Here is a 22,178-nt window from a genome sequence, read left to right as displayed (position 1 = left end):
CCGGCGTCAGTCCGCCGAGATCGAACAGGTCTCCTCGTACTCGACGTCGTGGACCGACTCGATCGCCGGGTCGTCGCCGCAGACGGGACAGTCCGGGTTCGGTCGAACCGAGACGGTCTCGAAGGTCATCCCCATCGCGTCGTACAGCAGGAGACGCCCTTCGAGGAGGTCGCCGCGGCCGATGAGGTGCTTGACGACCTCGGTGGCCTGAATGCAGCCGACCGTCCCCGGCAGGACGCCGAGGACGCCCGTCGTCGCGCAGTCGGGGACGGTGCCGGGTTCGGGTGCCTCCGGGAAGATACAGCGGTAGCAGGGGGAGTCCTCGTCGTTCGAGAACGTCGTCACCTGCCCCTCGAAGCGATAGATCGCGCCGTGGGAGAGCGGCGTCCCGGTCAGCGCGCAGTAGTCGTTGAGCAGGTACCGCGTCGCGAAGTTGTCGCTGGCGTCGAGGACGACGTCGTAGCCGTCGACGAGGTCCGCGACGGTGTCGGGGGCCAGCCGCGTCTCGCGGGCTTCGACGTCGACGTCGGGGTTCAGCCGGGCGACGAAGTCGGCGGCGCTGTCGACCTTGGGGCGGCCGACGTCCTCGTCGCCGTGGACGACCTGCCGCTGGAGGTTCGATCGCTCGACGACGTCGTCGTCGACGACGCCCAGTCGGCCGACGCCGGCCGCCGCGAGGTACTGGATCGCCGGCGAGCCCAGCCCGCCCGCCCCGACGACCAGCACCGACGCGTCGAGCAGCCGCTTTTGTCCCTCCGGGCCGACCTCGTCCATGATGACGTGTCTCGAGTAGCGGTCGAGCTGGGTCGCGTCGAGGCGGAGGTCGCTCATGCCCGACCGTTGGGACGAGAGGGGGAAAAAGACGACGGGCCGCGGGAGGCGATCCGTCGGCGCGACGACGGGTTCGCGGCGACGAAGGAGGCAGTGCCTGTCCGGACCCGACGATTTAATACCGTGGTGTACCTTAACACACGTATGGCATCCTCACCCGACGGTGCCGGCGAGGACGTTTTCGACCAGTTCCTGACGGACCGCGGTCACGCCGTCGAGCGAACGGGGTGGGAACGCGACCACAACAAGAAGCAGTGTCCGGACTGCGGCGGCCTCCACGACACGTCGGCGACCTGGTGTACCGTCTGCGGGTGGGATCCGCGGGAGTGACGGCCGCCCCGACGAGGGCGTGACCGGCGCGACGCCGCGTCGGCCGATTTTGACGTCGACACGTCGATACGAGTGTGCCCTGTGGGATAGTTACGACGACGTGAGGTCACGTGCCCGAGTGCCAGAACTGCGGGTCGTTCGTGACGGACGCGTACGTGCCGACCGACGTCGACGACCCACGCCAGCCCGGAGTGTACGGACGTGATCCGCGACGGCGCGGCGAACCGCCCGGTCGCCCCGGAACGGTCGACGGGTGACGGCGGACGGCCGGGAAACCGCCGAACGCGGCGACTGGCGAAAGATTTGTCGAATCCGCCGCCGAGGAAAACCCACGTCACTTATAGGTGTCGCGTTCGTGAACAGCTACAATGGCTACGACGGACACGCACGTCACCCGCCTGTTCGGCGGCCCCGGCAGCGGGAAGACGACGGCCCTCCTCAACCGCGTCGAGGACATCCTCGAGGAAGACGACGTCTCCTTCCGGGACATTCTCGTCGTCTCGTACACGCGAGCGGCCGCACAGGAGGTCCGCGAGCGCCTCGCCGAGCGCCTCGACGAGAGCCCCCGGGCGCTGCAGGGCAACGTCTGCACGATGCACGCCAAGGCCTACGACCTGCTCGATCTCTCCCGCGGCGACGTCATCGGCGAGAAGGACAAAGAGGAGTTCTGCGACCAGTACGGCATCGAATACGAGGACGAGTACTCCGGTGCCGGCCGCCGGACCGCCCGGTCGACGACGATCGGCAACAAGGTCATCGCGACCAGCCAGTGGCTCCAGCGCACCCGGCGCGACGTCTCCGACTGGTACGACGTCCCCTTCCAGTGGAACGTCGAGGAGGTCCGCCTGCCGCCGGAGATCGACCCGAACGCCCAGGAGGGCAACAAGTACACGCCGACGTGGCCCTCCGACGACGACCGCATCGACGTCCCCGAGGCGATCCGCGCCTGGCGCAACTACAAGGGTACGGAGGGGAAGATCGGCTTCGCCGACATGCTCGAACGGGTGAAACAGCGGTCGCTGCTCCCGAACGTCGACTACCTCGTGATCGACGAGTTCCAGGACATCACGACGCTGCAGTACGACGTCTACCAGGAGTGGAAACCCCACATGAAGAAGGTCCTGATCGCCGGCGACGACGACCAGGTCGTCTACTCCTGGCAGGGCGCCGACCCCGCGTTGCTCCTGGACGAGGCGGTCGACGAGGACGTCATCCTGCCGAACTCCTATCGTCTGCCCTCGAACGTCCTCAACGCGGTCAACCGGGAGATTCGCCACATCGAGAAGCGCCAGGACAAGGACCTCAAGCCACGCAAGGAGGGCGGCACCGTCGAGGCCCACCGGAGCCCGTCGATGCTCGACCTCGTCCGAATGGTCCGGCGCACCCTCGTCGACGGCGAGGGGACGATCATGCTGCTGTTCCGGGCGCGCTACCAGATGTTCCAGTTCATCGACGAGTTCATCACCGAGGGCGTCCCGTTCACGGCGATGACCGACCAGCGGATGTGGACCGACCGCCTCACCCAGTACGTCCGGGCGGTCGAGCGCCTCGACGCCGGCGAGGACGTCACCGGCCTGCAGGCCCGCCGACTCGCCGACATGCTCATGGACTCGGCGTTCGGGACGAACGAGCGCGACGAGTTCTTCGACGAGATCGACGAGCGCAAGGAGGACGCCGGCGTCGACGACCTCGAAGAGTTGACGATCCCCAAGGAGGTCGTCACGGACTACGCCCCGTTCATGCCCGGCCCCGCCTCCGCGGCGGACATGGTCCGGAAGGTCACGAACTTCCAGAAGAAGAGCGTTCAGGCGTACTTCGCCATCGGCACCTACCAGGGGATGGAGACCGACCGCGTCCGCGTCGGTACGATCCACTCCGCGAAGGGTCGCGAGGCCGACCACGTCTTCGTCGCGACCGACCTCACCGAGAAGGTCGTCGAGCAGATGGTCGCCACCGTCGAGGACCGAGCGACGTCGGAGACGTCGAACGGAGCCGGTGAAACCGGCGGAGTCGAGGACGTCCCCGGCGTCGAGGAGTTCACGAAGACCACCTCGCCGGTCCCCGTCCTCACCGACAACGAACGGCGCGTCTTCTACGTCGGCATGTCCCGCGCCCGCGAGCGACTCGTCTTGCTCGAGAACCTCGTCGACGGCGCCCCCACCCTCCCGATCGACGTCCTGCTGAACGGGCAGCCAACCGGCGCCAGCCTCGACGAACTGGTCGAGCAGGCCCAGGAGCCCGCCGCGCCGGAGGTCGAAGCCGAGACGCCGTGACCGGCCCGCGGAACCGCGCCGAGTCGACCCTCGCCGCGGAACTCGACGCCCGCGACGCCGACGCCTTCGTCCACGTCGGCCGCGCCCGCGACCCCGCGATCCGTTACTGCGCCGGCGGGGACGACCCCGAACCCGGGACGATCCGCGCGCTCGCGTTCGACGGCGAGTCGTGGCGCCGCCGGGGGGCGGCCCCGAGCGACGCGGCCCACCCCGCGACGGCCCTCGCGTCGGCCCTCGCCGACGCCGGCGCCGAGCGGGTGCTGAGTCCGCGGGCGATCCCACACGACGCCGCGCTCTACTTCGAAGGCGCCGGCCTCGAACTCGCGTCGACCGACGCCCTCGAACGGGCGCGGGCGCGGAAGACGCCGGCGGAGGTCGAGCGGATCGAGCGCGCGCAGGCGGCCGCGAGCGAGGGGCTTCGCCGGGCGGCGTCGACCCTCGCCGGGGCGGCCGTCGTCGACGGCGCCCTCCGGGGCGACGACGAGGCGCTGACACCCGAACGGCTTCGCCGGGAAATCGACCGCGAGGTCGTCGCCGCGGGGGCGTCCCCGGCGGACGGAACGGCGGTGTCGGCGCCGGGAACGGGGCCGCTGCGCGCCGGCGAACCGATCGTCGTCTCGGTCGCCCCGCGCGAACCCGGCGGCTACCGCGGCGCCCTCGTCCGCACGCTGGTCGTCGACGGCGAGGGCGGCCCGGAGCGGCGCGCGCACGTGGCGATCACGCACGCGTTCCGGTCGGCCCGGGCGCTGCTGACGGCGGACGTACAGTCGGTGACGGCCGTCGAGGCCGACCTCGAAGCCGAGGTCCGGGCGTTCGGCTTCGCCGAGGACGACGGGATCGAGACGCGCGTCCGCGGCGTCGGCCTCGACCCCGTCGAACGGCCCGCGCGGGGCGACGACGAGGTCGGTCCCGGGAGTGTCGTCCGCCTCGACGTCGCCGTCGGAACGGAAAACCGGGTCCGCCTCGCGGATCTCCTCGTGGTCGAGGCGGACGGACCGCGGACGCTCGCGGCGCCGGCGCGCTCGCTGGAGCCCGCGGCGGCGTTCGAGGTCTAGTCGTCCTCCTCGGGCTCTTTCGGAATCGAGCCGAGGACGCGTTTCGCGACCTCAGCCGGAACGTCAGACGGGAGCGTGAGCCGCTGTTGACCGACGACGAGCCCCGCCGAGAGCACGAGGAGGACGACCCCGGTGACGTGGTCGCCGCGGACGAACAGGAACTCGAGGCCGGCCAGCGCCGCGGGAATCGCGAGGACGAGGGCGCTCGCGAGTGCGATCGTATCGAGGATGCCGGACATCGGTCGGGGTAGCGCGCGCTCGGGCAAAAACGCGACGACCGTTCCCGTCACGAAATCGAGATGCGTCGCGGGATCGGAACGTATTTCGGCTCCCGGCGGCCACCCCCGAGTATGTTCACGGGGATCGTCGAGGAGACCGGAGAGATCGTCGCCCGCGAGGAGACCGAGGACGGCCTGCGGCTACGGATCGCGGCCGACGGGGCGGCCGCGGGGCTGGCCCACGGCCGGAGTATCAGCGTCAGCGGGGCCTGCCTGACCGTCGAGCGCTTCGAGGAGGGCGCGTGGTTCGAGGTCTTCCTCGCGGCCGAGACGGTCGCACGGACCTACCTCGGCGACCTCGACGTCGGCGAGACGGTCAACGTCGAGCGGGCGATGCCCGCCGACGGCCGGTTCGACGGGCACGTCGTCCAGGGACACGTCGACGCGGTGGCGACGGTGGAGACGATCGAGTCGGTCGGCGAGGACTGGTACTTCGAGTTCCGGCTCCCCGAGGGGTACGACAGCTACGTCGTCGAGAAGGGGTCGATCACGCTCGACGGGATCAGCCTCACGGTCGCCGAGCGCGAGGGCGACCGCGTGCGGGTCGCGATCATCCCGACGACCTACGAGGTGACGACGCTCTCGGAGAAAGAACCCGGCGACCCCGTCCACCTCGAAGTCGACGTGCTGGCGAAGTACGTCGAACGGCTGCTGGAGGCGCACCTCGACTAGCCGCTCACCGCTCGCGTTCGAGTCGGTGGCAGCCGCGTACCAGCCGCTCCGGGAACGCGCCGGCGTTCGTGACGAGCGCCTCCAGTACGACCGACACCTCGTCGAAGGCCGGGCCGCGCCGGGCGTGGAAGGGGTCGTCGGCCCAGCGGACGTAGCCGTAGTCCGAGAGCAGCGGGAGGTGACGGTGGCGCAACCTGACGCGGAGGGCGTCCCGATCGACCGGGTCGGTCGGGGACGCCGCGGCCTCAGGGAGCGACACCGGCCGCTCGGGCGGGACCTCGCGCAGCGACGCGAGGAGCCGCCGGCGCGGTTCCGCCGAGAGCGCCGCGAACACCCGATCCCAGCGCTCGGTCGTGCCCGCATCGTCTCGCGATCGCTCGACGGTCATGGGCGACAACACGGTACGTTAACATATAGCACTTATGCCCGGAGATCAGCGGCGCGCGGGGTCGAACTCGGTCAATTCCGGCGCCGGGTCGGTCTCCTCGTGGGATCGGACGGCGCGGTAGGTCCGACGGTAACGGCTGAGTTTCCGGTAGAGGTAGTAGCCGATCGCCGCGTCGAAGGCGACGACGTAGCCGACGAACGCGAGTTCGGGGCCCACCGGGAACAGTCCGGAGAGGATCGACGGCACCACGCCGACCGTGGAGTTGTACGTCCCGTGGACGAACGCGGCGATGAGCAGTCCCTTGACGACGAGCGGGCCGGCGTAGCGGGGGTTGAACTTCGCGAGGCCGAGGTAGTAGCCGGCGATCGCCGAGTAGATGACGTGGCCCGGGCCGACGAGCGCGCGAAGGGTCGTGATCCCGGTCGCGGCCGCGAAGAACCCCGCCTCGACGTCGGCGATGGTGCCGGCGATGTAGATCACGTTCTCGATGGCGGCGAACCCGAGCCCCGCGATGGCGCCGTACACCGCGCCGTCGATGACCGCGTCGAAACTCGCGTTCCGGTAGGCCAGCACGCGCACGGCGAGGAGTTTGACCGCCTCCTCGACGGGGCCGACCACGAGGTAGAAAAAGAGGATGCTGCCGACGACCGGGATCGCCTGCAGGCGAAACGACGCGACCGAGTTGACCACGGCGGCGAACGTCGCGAACAGCACGGCGAGCAGGAACGTCGCGACGAGCAGGCCGAGCGGTTCGCTGGTCGTGATGTCGGAGCGCCAGATAAACGCCGCGAGCAGGAGCGCGGGGACGACCGACAGCGCGAAGAAGACGCCGAGGATCGGCTGATCGGCGACGATCAGCGCCGGCGAGGCCAGCAACGAAATCGTGATCACGAACGCGACGAGCAGGACGATGCCGTGCAGTCCGTAGTTGATGGCGGCGTACAGCCCGTACGAGAAGCGGTCGAGTAGCGAACGGGGTTCCCACGTCGAGATGTCGTAGAGGTCGGCCTCGTCGTCGGCGAACCGCTCGACTAGGTCGCGTCTGCGCTTCATACCCCCGGTATGGGCCACGGCGTGGAAATACGTTGGCGAGCCTGTACTAGTATGATATTAAATACCAATACGAGTATTAGGGTACCGCTTAAGGAGGTTCGACCCCGATCCGGGTCCATGCGACTTTCCAGCCGCGGATTCCTGTACACGGCGCCGCCCGGACCGGACGACGAGGAGGATCGAGCGCGACCGGAGACCCCCGCGTCGGACGACGCGACCGACCCCGCCCGCTCGCCCGCCGACGACTGACCGAACCCGGAATCGACTAAGGTCCCGCCTCCCTACCCGGGAGCATGCACTTCGACCAGCGAACCCAGCGGGCGCTCCGCGAGGTCGGCCTCGGAACCGACGACCTCCGGGCGGCCTCCGAAGCCGTCGTCGAGGCGGTCGCGGCGGACGCCCGCGCGCTCGAATCGTTCTTCGACGACCACGACGTCGTCTACTCGGACGTGGAGATGGCCCACTCGAGCGCCGAGTACCCCGACCACCGGGTCGAGTCCCTCGACGTGACGACCCACGGCGCGGAGATGCGCGGCTGGCTCCGGTTCGACTCGTGGGGCGTCTACGTCGAGGACGGCCGACCGCTGGACGACGAGTACGTCGAACTGACGCTCGGGCCGACGGTCCACGACCGCGTCCGGTTCGCGGCCGACCGCGAGACGCTGCGATGAGCGAGGCTCGGACGACGGGCCGGGTCAGGGGCATCTACGCGACGGCGCTGACGCGGCTGCTGGACGAGAACGGCGTCGACGTGGTCCAGGCCTCCGAACCGATCCGCGAGCGGTTCGACGAGACGTTCCCCGCCGCGCCGGCCGCCGTCGCGGTCGAGACGACCCGCGACCGGCAGGGCGTCGAGGTGTCGGGCGATCCGGCCGCGGTCGACCGGGTCGCGGACGACATCGCCGGCGTCGCGGTCGACGCCTTCCGCTGGGACGCCGACGCCCCCCGCGGCGCGGTCTTCGACGCCGAGGTGCGCGAGGCGGCCGGCGGCCGCGGCGCGGTCGTCGACCTCGGCGACGGCCGCCGGGGCTATCTCAAGTACGACGACGTCGACGGCTACGTCGACGCGGGCGACCGCTACCGCGTTCAGGTGCGCGAACCGACGCCGCCGTGGGACGACGACCGCCCGCGCGTGGCGCCGACGCTCGAAGTGCGGACGGGGCTGGTGACGCTCTCGCGGGCGCGCGACGGCGTCTCCGCGGCGCTGTCGGGCGAGCGGGCGAACGAACTCGTCGGGATGACGGACCTGCTCTCCGTCGACGTCCCCGACGGGTGGGGCGTACGCTGGCGCCGCACCGCCGCGGACGCCGACCTCGACGCGATGGGCGAGGCGCTCGAACGGGCCGGCGAGCGCGCGCGGGCCCTCGACGACGCGCTCGTCGACGCCGGGGACGGCGACCCCGGACCGCTCGCCGCCCCCCGGGCCACCGCGTGGGTCTGGTTCGGCCGCGAGTCGCGGTTCGCCCTCGACGAGGCCAGACGCGCGGTCGAGACGACGATGGCGGGCCACCACCGGATCAAGACGGCCGACCGGGCCGCCAGCGCCGCGGTTGACTTCGCCGAGGCCGTCTGCGACGACGACGGCGCGAGCGCGGACGACTTCCCCTTCGACGCCGTCGCCCGGCAGTTCGGCCCCGCGGAGGGCGACCGCCTCTCGCTGGGCCACGGCAAGCCCGACGGACGACTCGTCACGCTCGGCACCGGCGAGGTGACCGCGTGGGACCCCGAGGGGAAAGTCACCCTCGAACGGTCGATGCGCGGCGGCGGCACCTACGACGCCCTCGGCGTCCCGAAGGAGGACGGCGACGTCGCCGTCACGAAACTCCGCGAGGGGCGGTGGTGGTACCCGACGACGTACAGGGACGCCGACGGGACGGCGAAGGGAACCTACGTCAACGTCTGTACGCCGGTCGAACTCTTCCCCGACTGCGCGCGGTACGTCGACCTCTACGTCGACGTGATCCGCCGGCCGGACGGCGAGGTCGCGGTCGTCGACGAGGACGAGCTGGCGGAGGCGGTCGCCGACGGACTGGTCTCCGAGGAACTGGCGACGAAGGCACGGAGCGTCGCGCGGGCGGTCGAGCGGGCGCTGTCGCCGTAGCCCCCGCCGTCCTCGCCGGCCGCCGCCTCTACGCCGGCTTCGACGGGATCGTACTCAGGTACCGCTCCTCGTCGTCGTGAAAGCAGTCGCCGCGACGGCAGCGGTTTGGCCGGATCGACCTTCGTCACGTGGGTGATCTCGTCCCACTGGACCGTCGTGGGCGGACATTCGAGGTCCGGGAAAAATAGGTACTGATCGCGCTGGCACCGGCGAGGTCGTGGTTTCGGCCGGGAGCCGTCAGTCCGCGGCCAGTTTGTCCAGCCCCGCCGCCTCGATGTCGGCGCCGTCGACCGACGAGCGCAGCGCGTCCATGCCGTCGTCGCGGTCGACGCCGAAGTTCTCGGCGTACAGGTCGGCGACGCGGGCCATCTCCTCGTCGGAGAGCTTCGGGACGTCGCTGGCGGCCGCCCACGCCTCGACGTCGGCGGGCGTCCGGAAGGTGGGCGTGACGGTGGCGACGGGGTCGTGGCTGAGCAGCCACGCGATCGACGCCTGAGCCATCGTGCGCTCTCCGTCGCGTTCTCGCGGGCTCTGCCCGCTCGAATCCTCCGCGGAGCCACGCTCCGCGCGTTCCAGGAAGCGCAGTCGTTCGAGTTTCTCCCAGCCGGTCTCGTACCACTCGTCGGGGCGGAAGCCGCGGTGGTCGCCCTCGCCGAGTTCGGTGTCGGGGGTGACCTGCTCGTTGAGGAGGCCCGAGGAGTGGGGTACGCGGGGGATCAGGCTCGTCGTCGACCCGGTCTCCGCGATGGTGTCGAGGAAGTGGTTGCCGACCTCCTGCTCTAAGAGGTTCCAGACCAGTTGGACGGCGTCGAACTCCTCCTCGATGGCGAAGTCGCCCTCGGCGAGCCAGCCGATGGAGGGGCCAAGCGCGAGGCCGCGGGCCTCGATCACGCCCTCCTCCTCGAGTTCGTCGAGCAGTTCGAGCACGTCGGGGGTGATCTCGTCGACGTTCGCGTTGTGCAACTGGAGGACGTCGACGTAATCGGTGTCGAGCCGTTCGAGGCTCTTCTCGACGGCCTCGCGGAGGTAGTCGGGGTCGATCTCCTTCGGGAGTTCGCCGTGGCCGGCCTGCGGGTTGTCGTAGAAGTCGTAGCCGACCTTGGTGGCGACGGTCACGTCCTCGCGGACGTCCGCGAGCGCCTCGCCGAGCAGTTGCTCGCTGCGGCCGTGGCCGTAGACGTCACCCGTGTCGAAGTAGGTGATCCCGCAGTCGAGGGCGCGCTCGATCATCTCGCGTGCGTCGGCCTCCGAGCGGTCGCCCCACCAGTCGGTGCCGACGACCCACGCGCCGAAGCCGACCTCGCTGACCTCGACGCCCGAGGTGCCGAGTTCCTGGTACTGCATGTCACCGGGTTGGGAGCGAGGCCACTTATCGGGTACGGAACGCCGCCCGCGATATCGCGGTTTATTCGGCACCGACCGAGTTATTGCAGTCGGCCGACAGTCGGCGGGTATGGACGACGCCCTCCACCGGAAACTCGATCGGATGACGTGGCTGCTGGCGCTGAACGCGGTCCTGCTCGGCGCGCTGGTGTTCGTGCAGGCGCCACCCGGCGTCAGGGAGGTTCTCGTCCCCCTCCTCGTTCTCCTCGGCGGCGCCGCGGCCGCCGTCGGGGTGCCGGCGCTGTTGGCCACCCTCGCCTCGGCCACGGGGGAGTGAGCCCCGACCGGGCGTCGAGGACCGTCCCCTCCCGCGATTGCGACCGGGGCGGTAACGGTGACACAACCGAATGCCTATGAACTCCGGTGCGCTACGACGGGGTATGACCAAGCGGCACGTCTCGCTGCCCGAGGAGGCCGAGACGGGGATGCGGGAGTTCATCGCGGAGGTCGACGACCGGCTCTCGAGCGACGAGGACACCTGCGCGGTCGTCGAGGACGTCCTGCTCGACCTCACCGGGGACCGGGAGGCCTACGAGCGCTGGCAGGCGGGCGAGTCGGTCTCGCCGGCCGAGCGGGTCCGCTTGCAGAGCTACGACCCCTGCAACACCACGCTGGAGAGCGAGTACTACGCCGAGAAAGACGAGGAGGCGTTCCGCCGGTCGAAGCACCTCCAGTGGCTCTGGCGGCAGTTCGACAGCCTGCCGATCGCGGACAACGTCGAGTTCGCGCTGCGGTTCCGGTCGATGCTCGCGACCCACCTCTTCGAGGAGTGCGGGGAGAACTGCCGGTTCTTCAAGGGGATCACGTTCACCTACGGCCACAACATCCGCGTCGGCGACAACGTGGTGATCCACGACGACGTCCACTTGGACGACCGGGGTCGGCTGACGATCGGCGACCGCGTCTCCCTCTCCGACGGCGTCCACCTCTACAGCCACGATCACGACGTCGTCGACCAGACCGAGGTGCGCAACTACCACACGGTCGTCGAGGACGACGCCCGGGTCACCTTCGACGCGATGGTGCGCGCGGGCAACAGAGTCGGCGAGAACGCCATCGTCGGCGCGCGCGCCGTCGTCCAGCACGACGTCCCCGACCACCACATCGCCGTCGGGATGCCCGCAAAGAGCGTCAAGATCAAACCCGGCTGGGAGGACGTCGCCGTCCCGCTGGAGGAGGCCGGGCGAAACCGACAGGACGAGCGCCGCATCGAGTACGAACTGGACGACGACCTCGAAGTCTTCGACGAGTTCGAGCGCGACCTCCGGCCGCCGAACTAGCCGCCGGAGTTCGCACGGGGAATATCCAAGTGCCTAGAGAGAGTATGTCACACCGATGGAGCTCTGGCAGTGGCTCGTCGGATACGTGGTCCTGTTCGCGCTCCTCCACCTGCTACTGTACTACTTCTACGCGCGCCGCGGGAACGACGACGGCTCGCCGGCCCCGTCGCTCACCAACGGCAACCACGCGAGTTTTCGGCCGCCCGGGGGGTCGGAGAGCTACCCCGGCCCGGTCGACGACCCGGACGGGTCGCAGATCGACCACGACCACGACGCCCTCGAATTCGACGGCGAGACGGTGACCTGCCCCCGCTGCGGGGCGACCAACGAGGCCGACCCGACGTTCACCTACTGCTGGAACTGTATCTCGACGCTCCGGCGGTGAGCCGGCGGGTAAGGAACGATTACGCTTTTACCGTCGGGCCCGAGAAGGGTAGCAGGCACGCGACGTCATGAGACCGCACCCCGCACCCGCCCCCCACGGACCGCCCGCGAGTCCGCCACCCGTCTACCGGACGTACCACGACCCCGACGGCCCCGCGACCCTCTCGACGACGGTCGTCCACGCGCTGGCCGACTGCATGGGCGTCGACGTCACCGACGGCCGCATCTCGCTGTACGACGCCGTCGACCCCGACGCGCTGGACGCGCTCTTCCGGCCGCGACACGACGGCAGTCCGCGAACCGGCGGCCACCTCGTCGTCTTCGTCCACGACCACCGGGTCACGGTCTACGGCGACGGCGAAATCGTGATCGAACCGCCGGCGCCGGCCGCCCGGCGCTAGTCGGCCAGCGCCGCCTCGAGCGCGTCGAGGTGGTCGACGCCGACGACGGCGACGACCGACCCCGCCGAGCGCAGCGACGTCAGGCGGTCGATCATACACCGCTCGCGCGTCTCGTCGCGGTAGGCGAGCGCGCTCGACTCCGCCCCGCCCAGCAGCGCCGCCACGCCCGCGACGTGTGCACGCTCGTGGGCGGCCTGCCGTTCCGGCGGGTCCGCGCGCGTACACTCGTAGTCGACGGGGTCGTCGAACGCCACCGTCATCGACGTGGCGTGCGTGAGCGTCGCCGCGACCCGGCAGGCCAGCGCGGTCCGGGTCGCGCCCCCGAGGCTGGCGAGGACGCGCCGCGCCGTCGACGGCGGGACGCGGTCGGCCAGCAGGCGCGCGAGCAGCCGCCGGAGGAACGACCAGCTCGGCGCGTCGATGCCGGCGACCTCCGCCCCGGGCGCGGCACGGATCGCCGCGCTCATCTCGCCGCCGAAACGCGGCTCCTCCCGGGCGTACGCCCGGTACAGCGGCACCGCGGCGGGCGGGAGTTCGAGCGCGAGGACGTCGGGGCGGACGGCGTCGAGGACCGCCTCGACGCGGCCGACGCTGGCGGGATGGTCGTGGACCACGCCCACGAGCGTCAGGTCGGCGTCGCCCGACGGGCGGCGGCAGAACCGCGGCGCGACGCGGGGGTCGTCGAACGACGGGAATTCGTCCATTGATCGAGTGCTAGTACGTTTCTACCGGGATAATCCTTCCGTTGTACGCGCCTAATAGGCTCTTTCCGTCGGTTTCCGCCACTGTCAGGCCGTCCGACGCCTCGATCGACGACCGGCGACGGTCGGATCGGTTTCGGCCCCTCGCGGGCGCGCCTCGCCGCTCCGGCGGCGTCAACGACGAATTACCCGGCGGCGGCGCGGGCGAACCGCTGGAATCCGGGACAACGGTTTCGGCGCTTTATGCCCCCCACGGCCGTAGGGACGGCGACTGCGGCGCCCAGGGCGACCGGCACCATGACGGACGCGAGGCTCACGAAATCGGACGAGGGGAAACGCGTACTGAACGTCGACGGCACCGAGGTCGGCCGCGTCGTCGAGGTCCGCGACGGCCGGGCGTACGTCGAACCCGACCCCGGAATCGCCGACACGGTCAAGGCCAAACTCGGCTGGGGGGAGGCCACCGCGGACGCCCACCCGCTGGACGACGGCAGCGTCGAGGAGATCACCGACGACGCGGTGCGCCTCCGTGGCGTGCTCTGATCGGCGCGGGTTCTCGGCCGCGACGCCGCCGCTCGCGGGTCGCGGTCGGTCGAAACGAGAAGTGAATCGAAGCGCCAGCGCCCTCCTGGCTCGATTCACGTCACGGTCCGGTGTCGCTCGTCCCGGCGAGCGTCGCTCGCCGGAGACGGCCCGACACGGACGCCCCCATCGGAGCGGACCCGTCCGTCCGCTCCCTGCGCCGTCCTTCGCCCGAGCCGTCCACCCCGACCGTTCGAGGCCGTCGTCGCCTACTCGGCACGTGGGAAACGGCCGTATTGAGGCTTGTGGCCGGCAGCAGGTCCGCTTAATCGTTGTGGCCGTCGGCCCCGCGAACGGCCGAAGCGCTACGTTCAAGTGCCGCGAGGGGAAACCAACGAGGTGACGACGCGCGCCGGTGGTCTAGTGGTAGGACATGAGCTTCCCAAGCTCATAGCCCGGGTTCAATTCCCGGCCGGCGCACTTCCGGGCGGCTCCGCAACCACAGCGGACAAATACCGTCAGTAGAGAGTTTCGTCTCACCCGACATGGTGTTCGAGCCCGCACTGTGGGAGCTGGCGAACTCGGAGCGGTCGGTGTTCGGCCCGACGTCGTTTCGCGATTACGTCGCCCGGCACGGCCTCGACGCGAGTCCCCGGACCCCGCGGTACGTCTCGGTGGACTCCCTCGACGACCTCGCGCCGGAGCTGCGCGATGCGGGGGCCATGGTGCTCCGGGTCGGCTGGTGAGCTTCCACCTGCTTCCGACGCCCACCGAACTCGACGAACGTCCACGTTTCACGCGTTAGGCGAGGCTATTAGGTCGCCGCGGGCGAACGTTGGGGTGATGATCGACGTCCGATTCTCCGAGGCGGAGCTAGAACGACATCGCGAACACATCGTCACGTTCGTCCGCGAGCGGGTCGACGCGGCAGGGGCCGACGGCGCCGTCCTCGGGCTCTCCGGCGGCATCGACAGCACGCTCACCGCCCACCTCGCCGTCGAGGCGCTCGGCGCCGAGAACCTCCGCGGGCTCGTCCTCCCGGCCCGGGTCAGCAGCGAGGAGAACATGAGCGACGCCGAGCGCGTCGCGGAGTCGCTCGAGATCCCCTACGACGTGATCGAGGTCGAACCCGTCGTCGACGCGTTCCTCGACGCCTACCCCGAGGCGGCGGGCGACCACGTGGCCGTCGGCAACGCACGAGCGCGCGTCCGGGCGGTGTGCAACTACCTCGTCGCGAACCACGAGAACCGGCTCGTCCTCGGAACGGGCAACCGGAGCGAGGCGGCCGTCGGCTACTTCACCAAGTACGGCGACGGCGCCGTCGACTGCCACCCGATCGGGAACCTCTACAAGGGTCAGGTCCGCCAGCTGGCCCGCCACGTCGGCGTCCCCGACGATCTGGCGAGCAAGCCCGCGACGGCCGAACTGTGGGCCGACCAGACCGACGAGGGCGAACTGGGGATCGACTACGACACCCTCGACTCGATCCTCGTCGCCCACGTCGACGGCCCGCTGTCGGCCGCGGCGACCGCCCGCGAACTCGGCGTCGACGAGGCGACCGTCGAGCGCGTGCGGACGATGTACGAGGCCAGCGGGCACAAGCGGACCGCCCCGCCGGCCCCGGAGCCGCTGCACTGATCGGCGCCGAAGTCGCCGCGCTGATCGGCGCCCGGACCGCTGTGCCGACCGACGCGGACGCCGGTCGCCGACCCTCCTACTCCCGCAGCGCCGCGACGTCGTCCGCGTGGGCGGCGACGAGGTCCGCGAACGCCTCGGCCTCGCGTCGTTCGCGCGTCTCCCGGTCGGCGTCGTCGCGCAGTCGCCGCTTCAGGACCGCGAGCGCGTCCGGAGGGTTGGCCGCGATCTCGGCGGCGACCGTCCGCGGCTCGTCGACGATCCGCGATAGCAGTCCCGTCCGCAGCGCCGCCTCGGCGTCGAGGGTCCGGCCGGAACACGCGAGGTCGAAGGCCACGCTCTCGCCGACGACCCGCGGCAGGCGGACGGTGCCGCCCCACGCGCCGAACAGCCCGAACGTCACCCCGGGCTCGCCGAACGTCGCGTCGGGCGTCGCGACCCGCACGTCGCAGGCGAGCGCGAGTTCGAGCCCGCCGCCGCGGGCGGGGCCGTCGATTCCGGCGACGACGACCGACGATGCGGATTCGATCGCACGCGCGACCCGCTGGCCCAGCCGCGCGAACGCCGCGGCGCCGTCGGCGTCGAGGTCGGCCACCGCGTCGAGGTCCGCGCCGGCGCAGAACGCCGGCCCGGCGCCTTCGAGGTAGAGCACGGGTTCGTCGGCGTCGACGACCGCCGCCTCGAGGGCCTCCAGCCCGGCGACGGTGAGGGCGTTGCGGGCGGCCGGCCGATCGAGCGTGATCGTCCGCACGCGGCCGTCTACGTCCTGTTCGATCATGCGCCGTGTGGGGGTGGCGTTTCCAAAGGTCTTTGCCTCCTCCGCCGTAAGGCCCGCCTGATGGACAGGGCCGATACGTGTCGGCGAGCCGCCCGCGACGCCGTCGCGGACGTCGACCCGCCGCGACTGCACGACGTCATCGCCGACGTCCTCGACGACGCCTCGATGGTCCCCGGTGCCCTCACCCTCGAGAGCGCCGCGTCGATCGACCCCGGCGCCGACCTCGAAGCGATCGCCCACCGGGCCGCGGGCGTCCAGCTCATATACGAGGGGCTGCGCCTGACCCGGACGCTCGCCCACGAGGAGCCCTGGTCCGGCGCGGACGACGGCGGCGACAGCGACCTCGAAGTCCTCGCCGCCGACATCCTCGTCGCTCGCGGCTTCTACCTGCTCGCCCGCACCGACGCCGCCGACAAGGCCGTCCGTACCGTCAGGAACTTCGGCCGGGACCAGACCCTCCGCGACGACGCGGCCGCCGCCGACGAGGCCGACGACCTCGACGCCAATCTGGAGCGCGACGTCCTCGAACTCGCCGTCCTGACCGGCGCCGCCGCCGTCGGCGCGACCCCCGCGCCGGAGTCGCTCGCGGCCGCCCACGACCTCGCCGCCGGCGCCAGCGTCGGCTTCCCGCCCGCCGACGAGTGCCTCCCCGCCCTCGACGCGGACGAACCGGACGCGGAGGCCGAGACGCCCCCGAACGACGGCGTCCCGACCGACCGGGCGACCTCGGCGACCGACCCCTGAGTCGGGTCGACGGCGGACGCCGTCGCCTCGTGGCGAATCGAAACCCATAAAGACGACTCACGTCAACCACCGTATGCGCGCCTGGGTAGCTTAGCGGTAAAGCGCGTCCTTGGTAAGGACGAGAGCCCGGGTTCAAATCCCGGCCTAGGCTTGCTGTAGATTGGTGGAATCCTGCTTATTTAAAGGATAGCCGTCTTCTAACGCAAGTTCAGCGAAGCGGCTGGCGTGAACTGTATCTCGCGATAGGGGCTGCTGTTTCCAGTGGAAATCGGGGGGTGGTAGCGTGACGACGTGGCTGCTGCTCGCCGGCGACGGCTACGGCTGCCACCTCGAGTCCGGGCTGAAGTACACGACGCTCTGCGGACGGACGTTCGACCCCGACGCCGTCGAGCGCGTCGAGTACGAGGGCGCGGACAGCCACGACCACCCACACTCGGCGAAGTGCTTCGACTGTCTCACCGTCCACAGCGGCGGGTCGATCAGTCCGCGGCGCCGTGAACTTCACTTCCCGGGTGGTCGCACATGATCGGTCGCCGATCGTACGCCGGCGACGCGATCGACGCCTCCTACCAGTATATCACCGAACGGCCGGAACTCGACGAGGAGGCCGAGGACGTCGTCTACGCGACCGAGCCCGAACCGGACGGGACGGAACGTGCCAAGAATGTCCCAGTCCCTGAGCCTGACGAGGAACCCGATCGGCCCGCCGTCGAGGGCCAGACAACACTCGATGACTGGGGGTGGTCAGCGTGACGGACGAACTCCCTCTCGAGGTTCAGGTCGAGCAGTACCTTGAGGGCAACCCCGACGCGTCGATCCCGGAGATCGCCGGCGCAATCGGCGCGCCGCCTGCCGCCGTCCGCGAGCTCGTCGATGGCGACAGCGCCGACTCGGACGAAGCGTCAAATACCAGACCGCGGAATCGCATAAGAGGGTCGCGACCGCGGTCGAATACGGACCTGCGCACGCGGTTCGACGAGTGGGCCGACGCCGACTTCGCGAACCCCATCTCGGGAGTGTGGCCCGACGAACTGCTCGAGCGCGAGCAGTGGATGGGCCACGTCGAGAAGAAGCCGTTTGCGCCGTGGGCCGATCGCGACCATCCGGACGCTGATCCCGACGAGGACGCCCGCTGGAAGTGGGGTCTCGAGGAGAACTACGTCGACGGCGAGACCATCGCGATGGCCGAAGTCGATCCCCGCCTCGACGGCCGGGCGTTCCTCCAGCAGGAAGACGATCCGTATGTCTACGTCGACGGTGACGACGTCCGCTGTCCCGAGACCGGAGAGGTCCACCCGGCGTTCGTTGCGATGCTCGAACACCTCGGTGCGACCTACGCCGACGTCTCGACGAGCGGGACAGGCGTCCACGCGATGTACCGCGGCGACCTCCCCGAGGGGGTCAAGCAGGCCAGTTGGGAGCTCGCCACCGAGCCGTGGGGTGAGAACGAGGACCTCCCGAGCATCGAGATCTACCCGGGCAAGCGTGTCTGCGTCGCGACCGGCGAGCACGTCCCCGGGACTCCCAACGAGGTCCGCGAATGGAACGCCGACATCCTCGAACCGATCCTCGAGGCCACCGGCGAGGTCGCGAAGGCCGCACCCGAGCGCGAAGCACCGCCGGCACGCGAGACGCTCGACCTCGACGACTACGAGCCGGTCGCGACCGACGTCGACGAGACGACCGACGACATCCGCGACGTCTTCGCTGCCCTCGACCGCCTCGACGCTCAGGCGGTCGCCGAACGGACGATCGTCCACCGGTGGAACGACGACGTCGCGACCAGCGCCGGCGAGCGGGCGTTCTACCCCACTTGGGGGCCGAATTCGAACGGCCGTGCGAACATCGTCAACGCCGAGCGCTGGCTCGACACCGGGTCGAAAGGTGGGTACGGGGGGCCCGTCGTCATGGCGCTCATCGACGCCGGCGAGATGCACCCGGAGAACGCCTCGCCCAGACGGGCGACCGGCGACCGCTGGTGGAGGGGGATCGACCACCTCCGCGACCTCGGCTTCGCCATCCCGAAGTACCAGCCCGCCTCCGAGGACGAGTATCAAACGGACAGCGATGGGCGGGCGGTCTCGGCACTCCCGATCGGCCAACTGGATGCGCTCGAGCCTGCTGACCGTCGGCGCTACGCACGCAAGCGGGGGCTCAACTGGCCGTCGACGGACGAGGCTCGCGACCGGCTGTTCGAGACGATCGCCGCGGTGATGCGCAACGAAGACGACCGCGTGATCGACGCGCCGACGTCGCTCGGGAAGTCGCATACAATCGCCGCGACGCGGTGGGGCGCCCGCAGCGAGCTCACCGACGGGCGGCCGGTCGTCCACCTCCTGGAGACGCGCGACGCTCGCGACGAGGCCGTCGCCGTCGCTGAAGAACACGGGGGGCAGTACCACGTCCTCCTCGGCCGTCGCGAAGCCTGTCCCGTTGCCGCCGGCGAGTACGACGCCGAGATTACGATCGACGGCGAGCCCGCGAGCGAGTGGCTCGACGCGAAGTGCGACGGGCAGGGCATCCCGTTCTCGACGGCCCACCGCTACCTCGAGGATCACAACGACCAGCAGACGAAGCTCCCGTGCTGTTCAGGCGAGACTCACTACGACGAAGAAACGGGTGACTTCGAGGAGACGCCGTCGGTCTGCCCCGCGATCTCGCAGTGGGATACCTTCCGTGAGGGGCCGCCGGGCGACGAGCGCGAGACGTGGCCGCTCGTCATCGCGACGCACAACTTCGCGTACGCGCCCGGACTGCGGATGCACAACAACATCGTCGTCGACGAGGAGCCGACGTTCGAAGCGGACCTCTCGACCGAGCGCATCCGGCGGGCCGTCGGCGCCTACCTCCGCGAGATCGACGCGCCCGTCTCGACGTGGGAGGCGTTCATCCAACTCTCCCGGCACGAGGGCTACGAGGGTGATGCGGCGAACGAGCGCGACGCTCTCGAGGATGCGCTCTATCAGGAGCCCGACCGTGACTGGTACTTCGAAGAGCCGGACGCCCACACGCTCGCACCGGCGCTGGCGCGGGCGATCTTCCGTGCCGAGGAGCGTGCGAACGGCCGCCGCTTCGGGAAGACGATGCACGAGCCCCCGCGGCTCGAGGCCGGCGTTCGCGATGACGATGAGTGGAATCGTGAGTGGGTCTCGGTCGTCCTCGACGAGAACAACGACGTCCACTCGGTCCGGGTCGTCCCCGACTTCGGCGCCGCCCGCTCGCTGATCGGGCTGGACGCCCACCCCGCGGTGCCGCTCTGGCAGGCGAACACCGTCCCGTGGATCAAGACCAAGCGTGTCCTCGACCCCAAAGAGCGGCAGCTCTGGCGCCGGTACGAACGCGGCCTCCGCGTCGTCCAGGTCGGTGATGCTACCCGACCCCTCTCGGGCGAGAAGGCGCTGGAGTGGCTCAACGAGGCCAAGCTCGAGGTCCTGCTCGAACACCTCGTCGACGAGTACGGCGCCCAGTTCCGGACGGCGATCACGACCGCACAGGTCGAGGGTCGCCTTGAGGAGCTGATGGAGGACGCCGGCTGTCACCGGCCCGAACTCATGCACTTCGGCGAGGAGAAGTCGCGCAACGACTTCGCGACCGAGCGCGTCGGCCTCGTCAACGGCTGCATGGATCCCGGCGACGACTACGTCCTCGACCTGCTCGCCGAACTCGGTCTTGAGGCCGAACCCGAGCTCGCCGTCGACGATGCCGGCGAAGAGTACCGCGCCCGCGGGCGCGGCTTCGAGGGCGAGGACGCCGAGACGGCTCAGGAGATCCTCGCGAGCGTTCGCGAGAACCACATCGCCCAGGCCGCCGGACGGTATGCACGCGACCCGACCGATCCCGACGTCACAGCGACGGTGTTCGTCCGGACCGACGCGATCCCGCCAGGGTTCGCCGACGTCCAGGTGCCGGGCGTCGAGTGGGTGTTCACCGACCTCCAGGAGGCGATCGTCGAGGAACTCCGGTCGAGCCGACGGTCGCGGACGGCGCGGGAGATCGCCGACGCTGTCGGTTGCTCGAAACAACACGTCTACGAGACGCTCGAGCGCCTCGCCGACGACGAGTTCGGACCGCCGGCGATCCAGAAAGTCGAAGGCGAGGGCGCGAACGGTGCAACGCTGTATAGTGCCTCCGGGCTGGCACATTCAGGGGTCTGTGACGTTCAGGAGTCGCAAACTCCCCCCTATAGTGACTCTAGTAGGTGGGCCCTTGCGATTCGCGACCCTGTCAGGGGTGATGGCGCCGACCAGGCGGTAACGAACAGTTCCAGCAGTGACAGTACGCCGATTTGGGACTGGCGGGCCCCGCCTGATCCAGGTGATTGACCTCGTCGACCGGCCACTCGGCGCCGTGTTCGCCACGGTTCGACCAGCGGCGGCTCTCGACACGAAACGAACCCCATGGACGTGAACGCGAGCGCCCCCGACGATCGCGACGATGACGACATCGACCTCGGTTCCGATGCCGATGCCGATCTCCCGCCGAGTGCGCGCTACGTCGTCTACGTCCTCGAAGACGCTGGGGGCACCGCCGGTCGGGATGAGCTCCTCGATCGGACTGGCCTCCCCGAGCGGACCGTCGACGAGGCGCTCGCCCGACTCGAGGCCGAAGCGGTCGTCCGACGTGATCGGGCTAGCGACGACCTCCGTTTCGTTCACGTCGAACTCGCTGAAAAATCCTGAAGCGCCTGAAATCGTGTGCCTCAGAGCAACGACCGCGAATACCGCGGTCGCGCACATCCTTATTACCTCCGGTCGCCGACGTGATAGATAGCCTGTTCGCGACAGGGCGGTGAGTCGGTGACCCCGGCCGCGAGGGTCGCCGGCGATGACTCCGTCCGCCCTGGAGCGACGCTTTTCTGCTATGAGTACGACAGCACCCTCACCGAGTGAGAACGGCACTGGGTCCATCTCGGCAGCACGAGCATTCGACCGCGTCGTCTGGCACAATCCCGAATGCTGCAACGGTTGTTTTGAGCGTATCAAACACGTCGACGCGTACACGGTCTCGTTTGGTGCGACTGATCATGATGTCCAGGACCACCACCGCACCGCACATGCCACGCTCGAACCCGACACCGAGAGCCACGACGACTACGGCGAACTCGAGGTCTCGATCCCGCGGACGACCTGTCGGACCTGCGGCCGGATCGGCTGCTGGGCCGACGACGACACCCTCACGAAGGTCCAGGCGCTGCGGCTGACGACGCCGCTGCTCCGCCGGCTCGAGGAGGCCGGCGTCGAGGCGAGCGGTGCGAAACTCCGACGCGCAGTTCGCCAGCTGAAGTCCGTCGACGCGATCCAGGGATTCGACACGGAAATCTTCCGGCGGGCAACTAAACTCGCCGTTCGCGAGGCCCGGTCCCGGTGATA

General features: G+C 70.0%; 27 protein-coding genes, 2 tRNA genes and 1 pseudogene. 23 read left to right on the top strand and 7 right to left on the bottom strand.

Going from position 1 to position 22,178, the window contains the following annotated elements:
- Positions 1-6: 6 nt before the first annotated feature.
- Positions 7-831 (bottom strand): SAMP-activating enzyme E1, encoded by an 825-nt coding sequence (gene ubaA / locus NKG98_RS14095; RefSeq protein ID WP_254766546.1) that lies wholly within the window; start codon positions 829-831, stop codon positions 7-9.
- A 144-nt stretch (positions 832-975) separates the two neighbouring features.
- On the opposite strand from ubaA, the gene NKG98_RS14090 reads away from it, so the two are divergent.
- From NKG98_RS14090 to NKG98_RS14080, 4 genes and pseudogenes are all read left to right on the top strand, one after another.
- A complete protein-coding gene (locus tag NKG98_RS14090; protein ID WP_254766545.1) occupies positions 976-1,161 on the top strand; it encodes an HVO_0416 family zinc finger protein in 186 nt (61 codons plus the stop codon).
- 110 nt (positions 1,162-1,271) lie between these two features.
- A pseudogene (locus NKG98_RS19130) lies at positions 1,272-1,410 on the top strand (DUF7563 family protein); the annotation flags it as partial.
- 119 nt (positions 1,411-1,529) lie between these two features.
- Entirely contained in the window at positions 1,530-3,434 is a 1,905-nt protein-coding gene (locus NKG98_RS14085) for a UvrD-helicase domain-containing protein (RefSeq protein ID WP_254766544.1), read from the top strand.
- Positions 3,431-4,489, top strand: a complete 1,059-nt coding sequence (locus tag NKG98_RS14080) for a M24 family metallopeptidase (protein ID WP_254766543.1) — start codon at positions 3,431-3,433, stop codon at positions 4,487-4,489. Before NKG98_RS14085 ends, NKG98_RS14080 begins: the two co-directional genes overlap by 4 nt.
- Here the strand turns inward: NKG98_RS14080 and NKG98_RS14075 are convergent.
- On the bottom strand, positions 4,486-4,728 hold the full coding sequence (locus NKG98_RS14075) for a DUF7533 family protein (RefSeq protein WP_254766542.1): 243 nt from the start codon (positions 4,726-4,728) through the stop codon (positions 4,486-4,488). The genes NKG98_RS14080 and NKG98_RS14075 overlap by 4 nt on opposite strands.
- A gap of 111 nt (positions 4,729-4,839) precedes the next feature.
- Here NKG98_RS14075 and NKG98_RS14070 point away from each other — a divergent pair, with 111 nt between their 5' ends.
- Positions 4,840-5,439 (top strand): riboflavin synthase, encoded by a 600-nt coding sequence (locus NKG98_RS14070; protein WP_254766541.1) that lies wholly within the window; start codon positions 4,840-4,842, stop codon positions 5,437-5,439.
- Between the two features lie 4 nt (positions 5,440-5,443).
- Here NKG98_RS14070 and NKG98_RS14065 read toward each other — a convergent pair whose 3' ends face one another.
- A complete protein-coding gene (locus NKG98_RS14065) occupies positions 5,444-5,827 on the bottom strand; it encodes a hypothetical protein (RefSeq protein ID WP_254766540.1) in 384 nt (127 codons plus the stop codon).
- Positions 5,828-5,872: 45 nt separating this feature from the next.
- The gene (locus tag NKG98_RS14060) at positions 5,873-6,880 is read right to left on the bottom strand and encodes a PrsW family intramembrane metalloprotease (protein ID WP_254766539.1); all 1,008 of its coding nucleotides are present in this window, start codon (positions 6,878-6,880) and stop codon (positions 5,873-5,875) included.
- Positions 6,881-6,997: 117 nt separating this feature from the next.
- Here NKG98_RS14060 and NKG98_RS19020 point away from each other — a divergent pair, with 117 nt between their 5' ends.
- The 3 genes from NKG98_RS19020 to NKG98_RS14050 are packed head-to-tail and all read left to right on the top strand — an operon-like array spanning position 6,998 to position 8,981.
- On the top strand, positions 6,998-7,129 hold the full coding sequence (locus tag NKG98_RS19020) for a hypothetical protein (protein WP_256558421.1): 132 nt from the start codon (positions 6,998-7,000) through the stop codon (positions 7,127-7,129).
- Positions 7,130-7,173: 44 nt separating this feature from the next.
- Positions 7,174-7,551 carry a DUF7532 family protein gene (locus NKG98_RS14055; RefSeq protein ID WP_254766538.1) on the top strand — a complete coding sequence of 126 codons (378 nt, stop codon included), beginning with the start codon at positions 7,174-7,176 and terminating at the stop codon, positions 7,549-7,551.
- Positions 7,548-8,981, top strand: a complete 1,434-nt coding sequence (locus NKG98_RS14050) for a ribonuclease FAU-1 family protein (protein ID WP_254766537.1) — start codon at positions 7,548-7,550, stop codon at positions 8,979-8,981. The genes NKG98_RS14055 and NKG98_RS14050 overlap by 4 nt, the downstream gene beginning before the upstream one ends.
- 237 nt (positions 8,982-9,218) lie before the next feature.
- Here NKG98_RS14050 and NKG98_RS14045 read toward each other — a convergent pair whose 3' ends face one another.
- Positions 9,219-10,325, bottom strand: coding sequence for an aldo/keto reductase (locus NKG98_RS14045; protein WP_254766536.1), 1,107 nt, complete (start codon positions 10,323-10,325; stop codon positions 9,219-9,221).
- 109 nt (positions 10,326-10,434) lie between these two features.
- On the opposite strand from NKG98_RS14045, the gene NKG98_RS14040 reads away from it, so the two are divergent.
- From NKG98_RS14040 to NKG98_RS14025, 4 genes are all read left to right on the top strand, one after another.
- A complete protein-coding gene (locus NKG98_RS14040) occupies positions 10,435-10,641 on the top strand; it encodes a hypothetical protein (RefSeq protein ID WP_254766535.1) in 207 nt (68 codons plus the stop codon).
- Between the two features lie 103 nt (positions 10,642-10,744).
- Positions 10,745-11,644 carry an acyltransferase gene (locus tag NKG98_RS14035; RefSeq protein ID WP_254766534.1) on the top strand — a complete coding sequence of 300 codons (900 nt, stop codon included), beginning with the start codon at positions 10,745-10,747 and terminating at the stop codon, positions 11,642-11,644.
- 55 nt (positions 11,645-11,699) lie between these two features.
- Positions 11,700-12,029 carry a DUF7577 domain-containing protein gene (locus NKG98_RS14030; protein WP_254766533.1) on the top strand — a complete coding sequence of 110 codons (330 nt, stop codon included), beginning with the start codon at positions 11,700-11,702 and terminating at the stop codon, positions 12,027-12,029.
- 67 nt (positions 12,030-12,096) lie between these two features.
- Positions 12,097-12,429 (top strand): HalOD1 output domain-containing protein, encoded by a 333-nt coding sequence (locus NKG98_RS14025; protein ID WP_254766532.1) that lies wholly within the window; start codon positions 12,097-12,099, stop codon positions 12,427-12,429.
- Here the strand turns inward: NKG98_RS14025 and NKG98_RS14020 are convergent.
- Positions 12,426-13,133 (bottom strand): hypothetical protein, encoded by a 708-nt coding sequence (locus tag NKG98_RS14020; RefSeq protein ID WP_254766531.1) that lies wholly within the window; start codon positions 13,131-13,133, stop codon positions 12,426-12,428. The two genes, NKG98_RS14025 and NKG98_RS14020, sit on opposite strands and share 4 nt — an antisense overlap.
- Positions 13,134-13,427: 294 nt before the next feature.
- Between NKG98_RS14020 and NKG98_RS14015 the strand changes: the two genes are divergently transcribed.
- The 4 genes from NKG98_RS14015 (at position 13,428) to NKG98_RS14000 (ending at position 15,290) form a co-directional block, all read left to right on the top strand.
- Positions 13,428-13,673: a PRC-barrel domain containing protein gene (locus tag NKG98_RS14015; RefSeq protein WP_254766530.1), complete on the top strand. Its 246-nt coding sequence runs from the start codon at positions 13,428-13,430 to the stop codon at positions 13,671-13,673.
- Between the two features lie 388 nt (positions 13,674-14,061).
- A tRNA-Gly gene (locus NKG98_RS14010) sits at positions 14,062-14,132 on the top strand.
- A 65-nt stretch (positions 14,133-14,197) separates the two neighbouring features.
- Positions 14,198-14,398 (top strand): hypothetical protein, encoded by a 201-nt coding sequence (locus tag NKG98_RS14005; protein WP_254766529.1) that lies wholly within the window; start codon positions 14,198-14,200, stop codon positions 14,396-14,398.
- A gap of 97 nt (positions 14,399-14,495) precedes the next feature.
- Complete coding sequence (locus NKG98_RS14000) at positions 14,496-15,290, top strand: NAD+ synthase (protein WP_254766528.1); 795 nt, start codon at positions 14,496-14,498, stop codon at positions 15,288-15,290.
- 76 nt (positions 15,291-15,366) lie between these two features.
- Here NKG98_RS14000 and NKG98_RS13995 read toward each other — a convergent pair whose 3' ends face one another.
- Complete coding sequence (locus NKG98_RS13995) at positions 15,367-16,065, bottom strand: enoyl-CoA hydratase/isomerase family protein (RefSeq protein ID WP_254766527.1); 699 nt, start codon at positions 16,063-16,065, stop codon at positions 15,367-15,369.
- Positions 16,066-16,125: 60 nt separating this feature from the next.
- Between NKG98_RS13995 and NKG98_RS13990 the strand changes: the two genes are divergently transcribed.
- The 7 genes from NKG98_RS13990 (at position 16,126) to NKG98_RS13960 (ending at position 22,176) form a co-directional block, all read left to right on the top strand.
- Positions 16,126-16,809, top strand: coding sequence for a DUF7114 family protein (locus NKG98_RS13990; protein ID WP_254766526.1), 684 nt, complete (start codon positions 16,126-16,128; stop codon positions 16,807-16,809).
- Positions 16,810-16,888: 79 nt separating this feature from the next.
- Positions 16,889-16,960: transfer RNA gene (locus NKG98_RS13985), tRNA-Thr, on the top strand.
- Between the two features lie 132 nt (positions 16,961-17,092).
- Positions 17,093-17,335, top strand: a complete 243-nt coding sequence (locus NKG98_RS13980; RefSeq protein WP_254766525.1) for a hypothetical protein — start codon at positions 17,093-17,095, stop codon at positions 17,333-17,335.
- Complete coding sequence (locus NKG98_RS13975) at positions 17,332-17,562, top strand: hypothetical protein (protein WP_254766524.1); 231 nt, start codon at positions 17,332-17,334, stop codon at positions 17,560-17,562. Before NKG98_RS13980 ends, NKG98_RS13975 begins: the two co-directional genes overlap by 4 nt.
- Entirely contained in the window at positions 17,559-21,131 is a 3,573-nt protein-coding gene (locus NKG98_RS13970; RefSeq protein ID WP_254766523.1) for a hypothetical protein, read from the top strand. Before NKG98_RS13975 ends, NKG98_RS13970 begins: the two co-directional genes overlap by 4 nt.
- A 75-nt stretch (positions 21,132-21,206) precedes the next feature.
- The gene (locus NKG98_RS13965) at positions 21,207-21,488 is read left to right on the top strand and encodes a MarR family transcriptional regulator (RefSeq protein WP_254766522.1); all 282 of its coding nucleotides are present in this window, start codon (positions 21,207-21,209) and stop codon (positions 21,486-21,488) included.
- A gap of 181 nt (positions 21,489-21,669) precedes the next feature.
- Entirely contained in the window at positions 21,670-22,176 is a 507-nt protein-coding gene (locus NKG98_RS13960) for a hypothetical protein (RefSeq protein WP_254766521.1), read from the top strand.
- Positions 22,177-22,178: the final 2 nt, after the last annotated feature.

The organism is Salinilacihabitans rarus (assembly GCF_024296665.1).
Lineage (GTDB): Archaea > Halobacteriota > Halobacteria > Halobacteriales > Natrialbaceae > Salinilacihabitans > Salinilacihabitans rarus.
The sequence above is the reverse complement of the archived record's forward strand: the minus strand, read 5'-3'. Positions and strand labels throughout refer to the sequence as shown.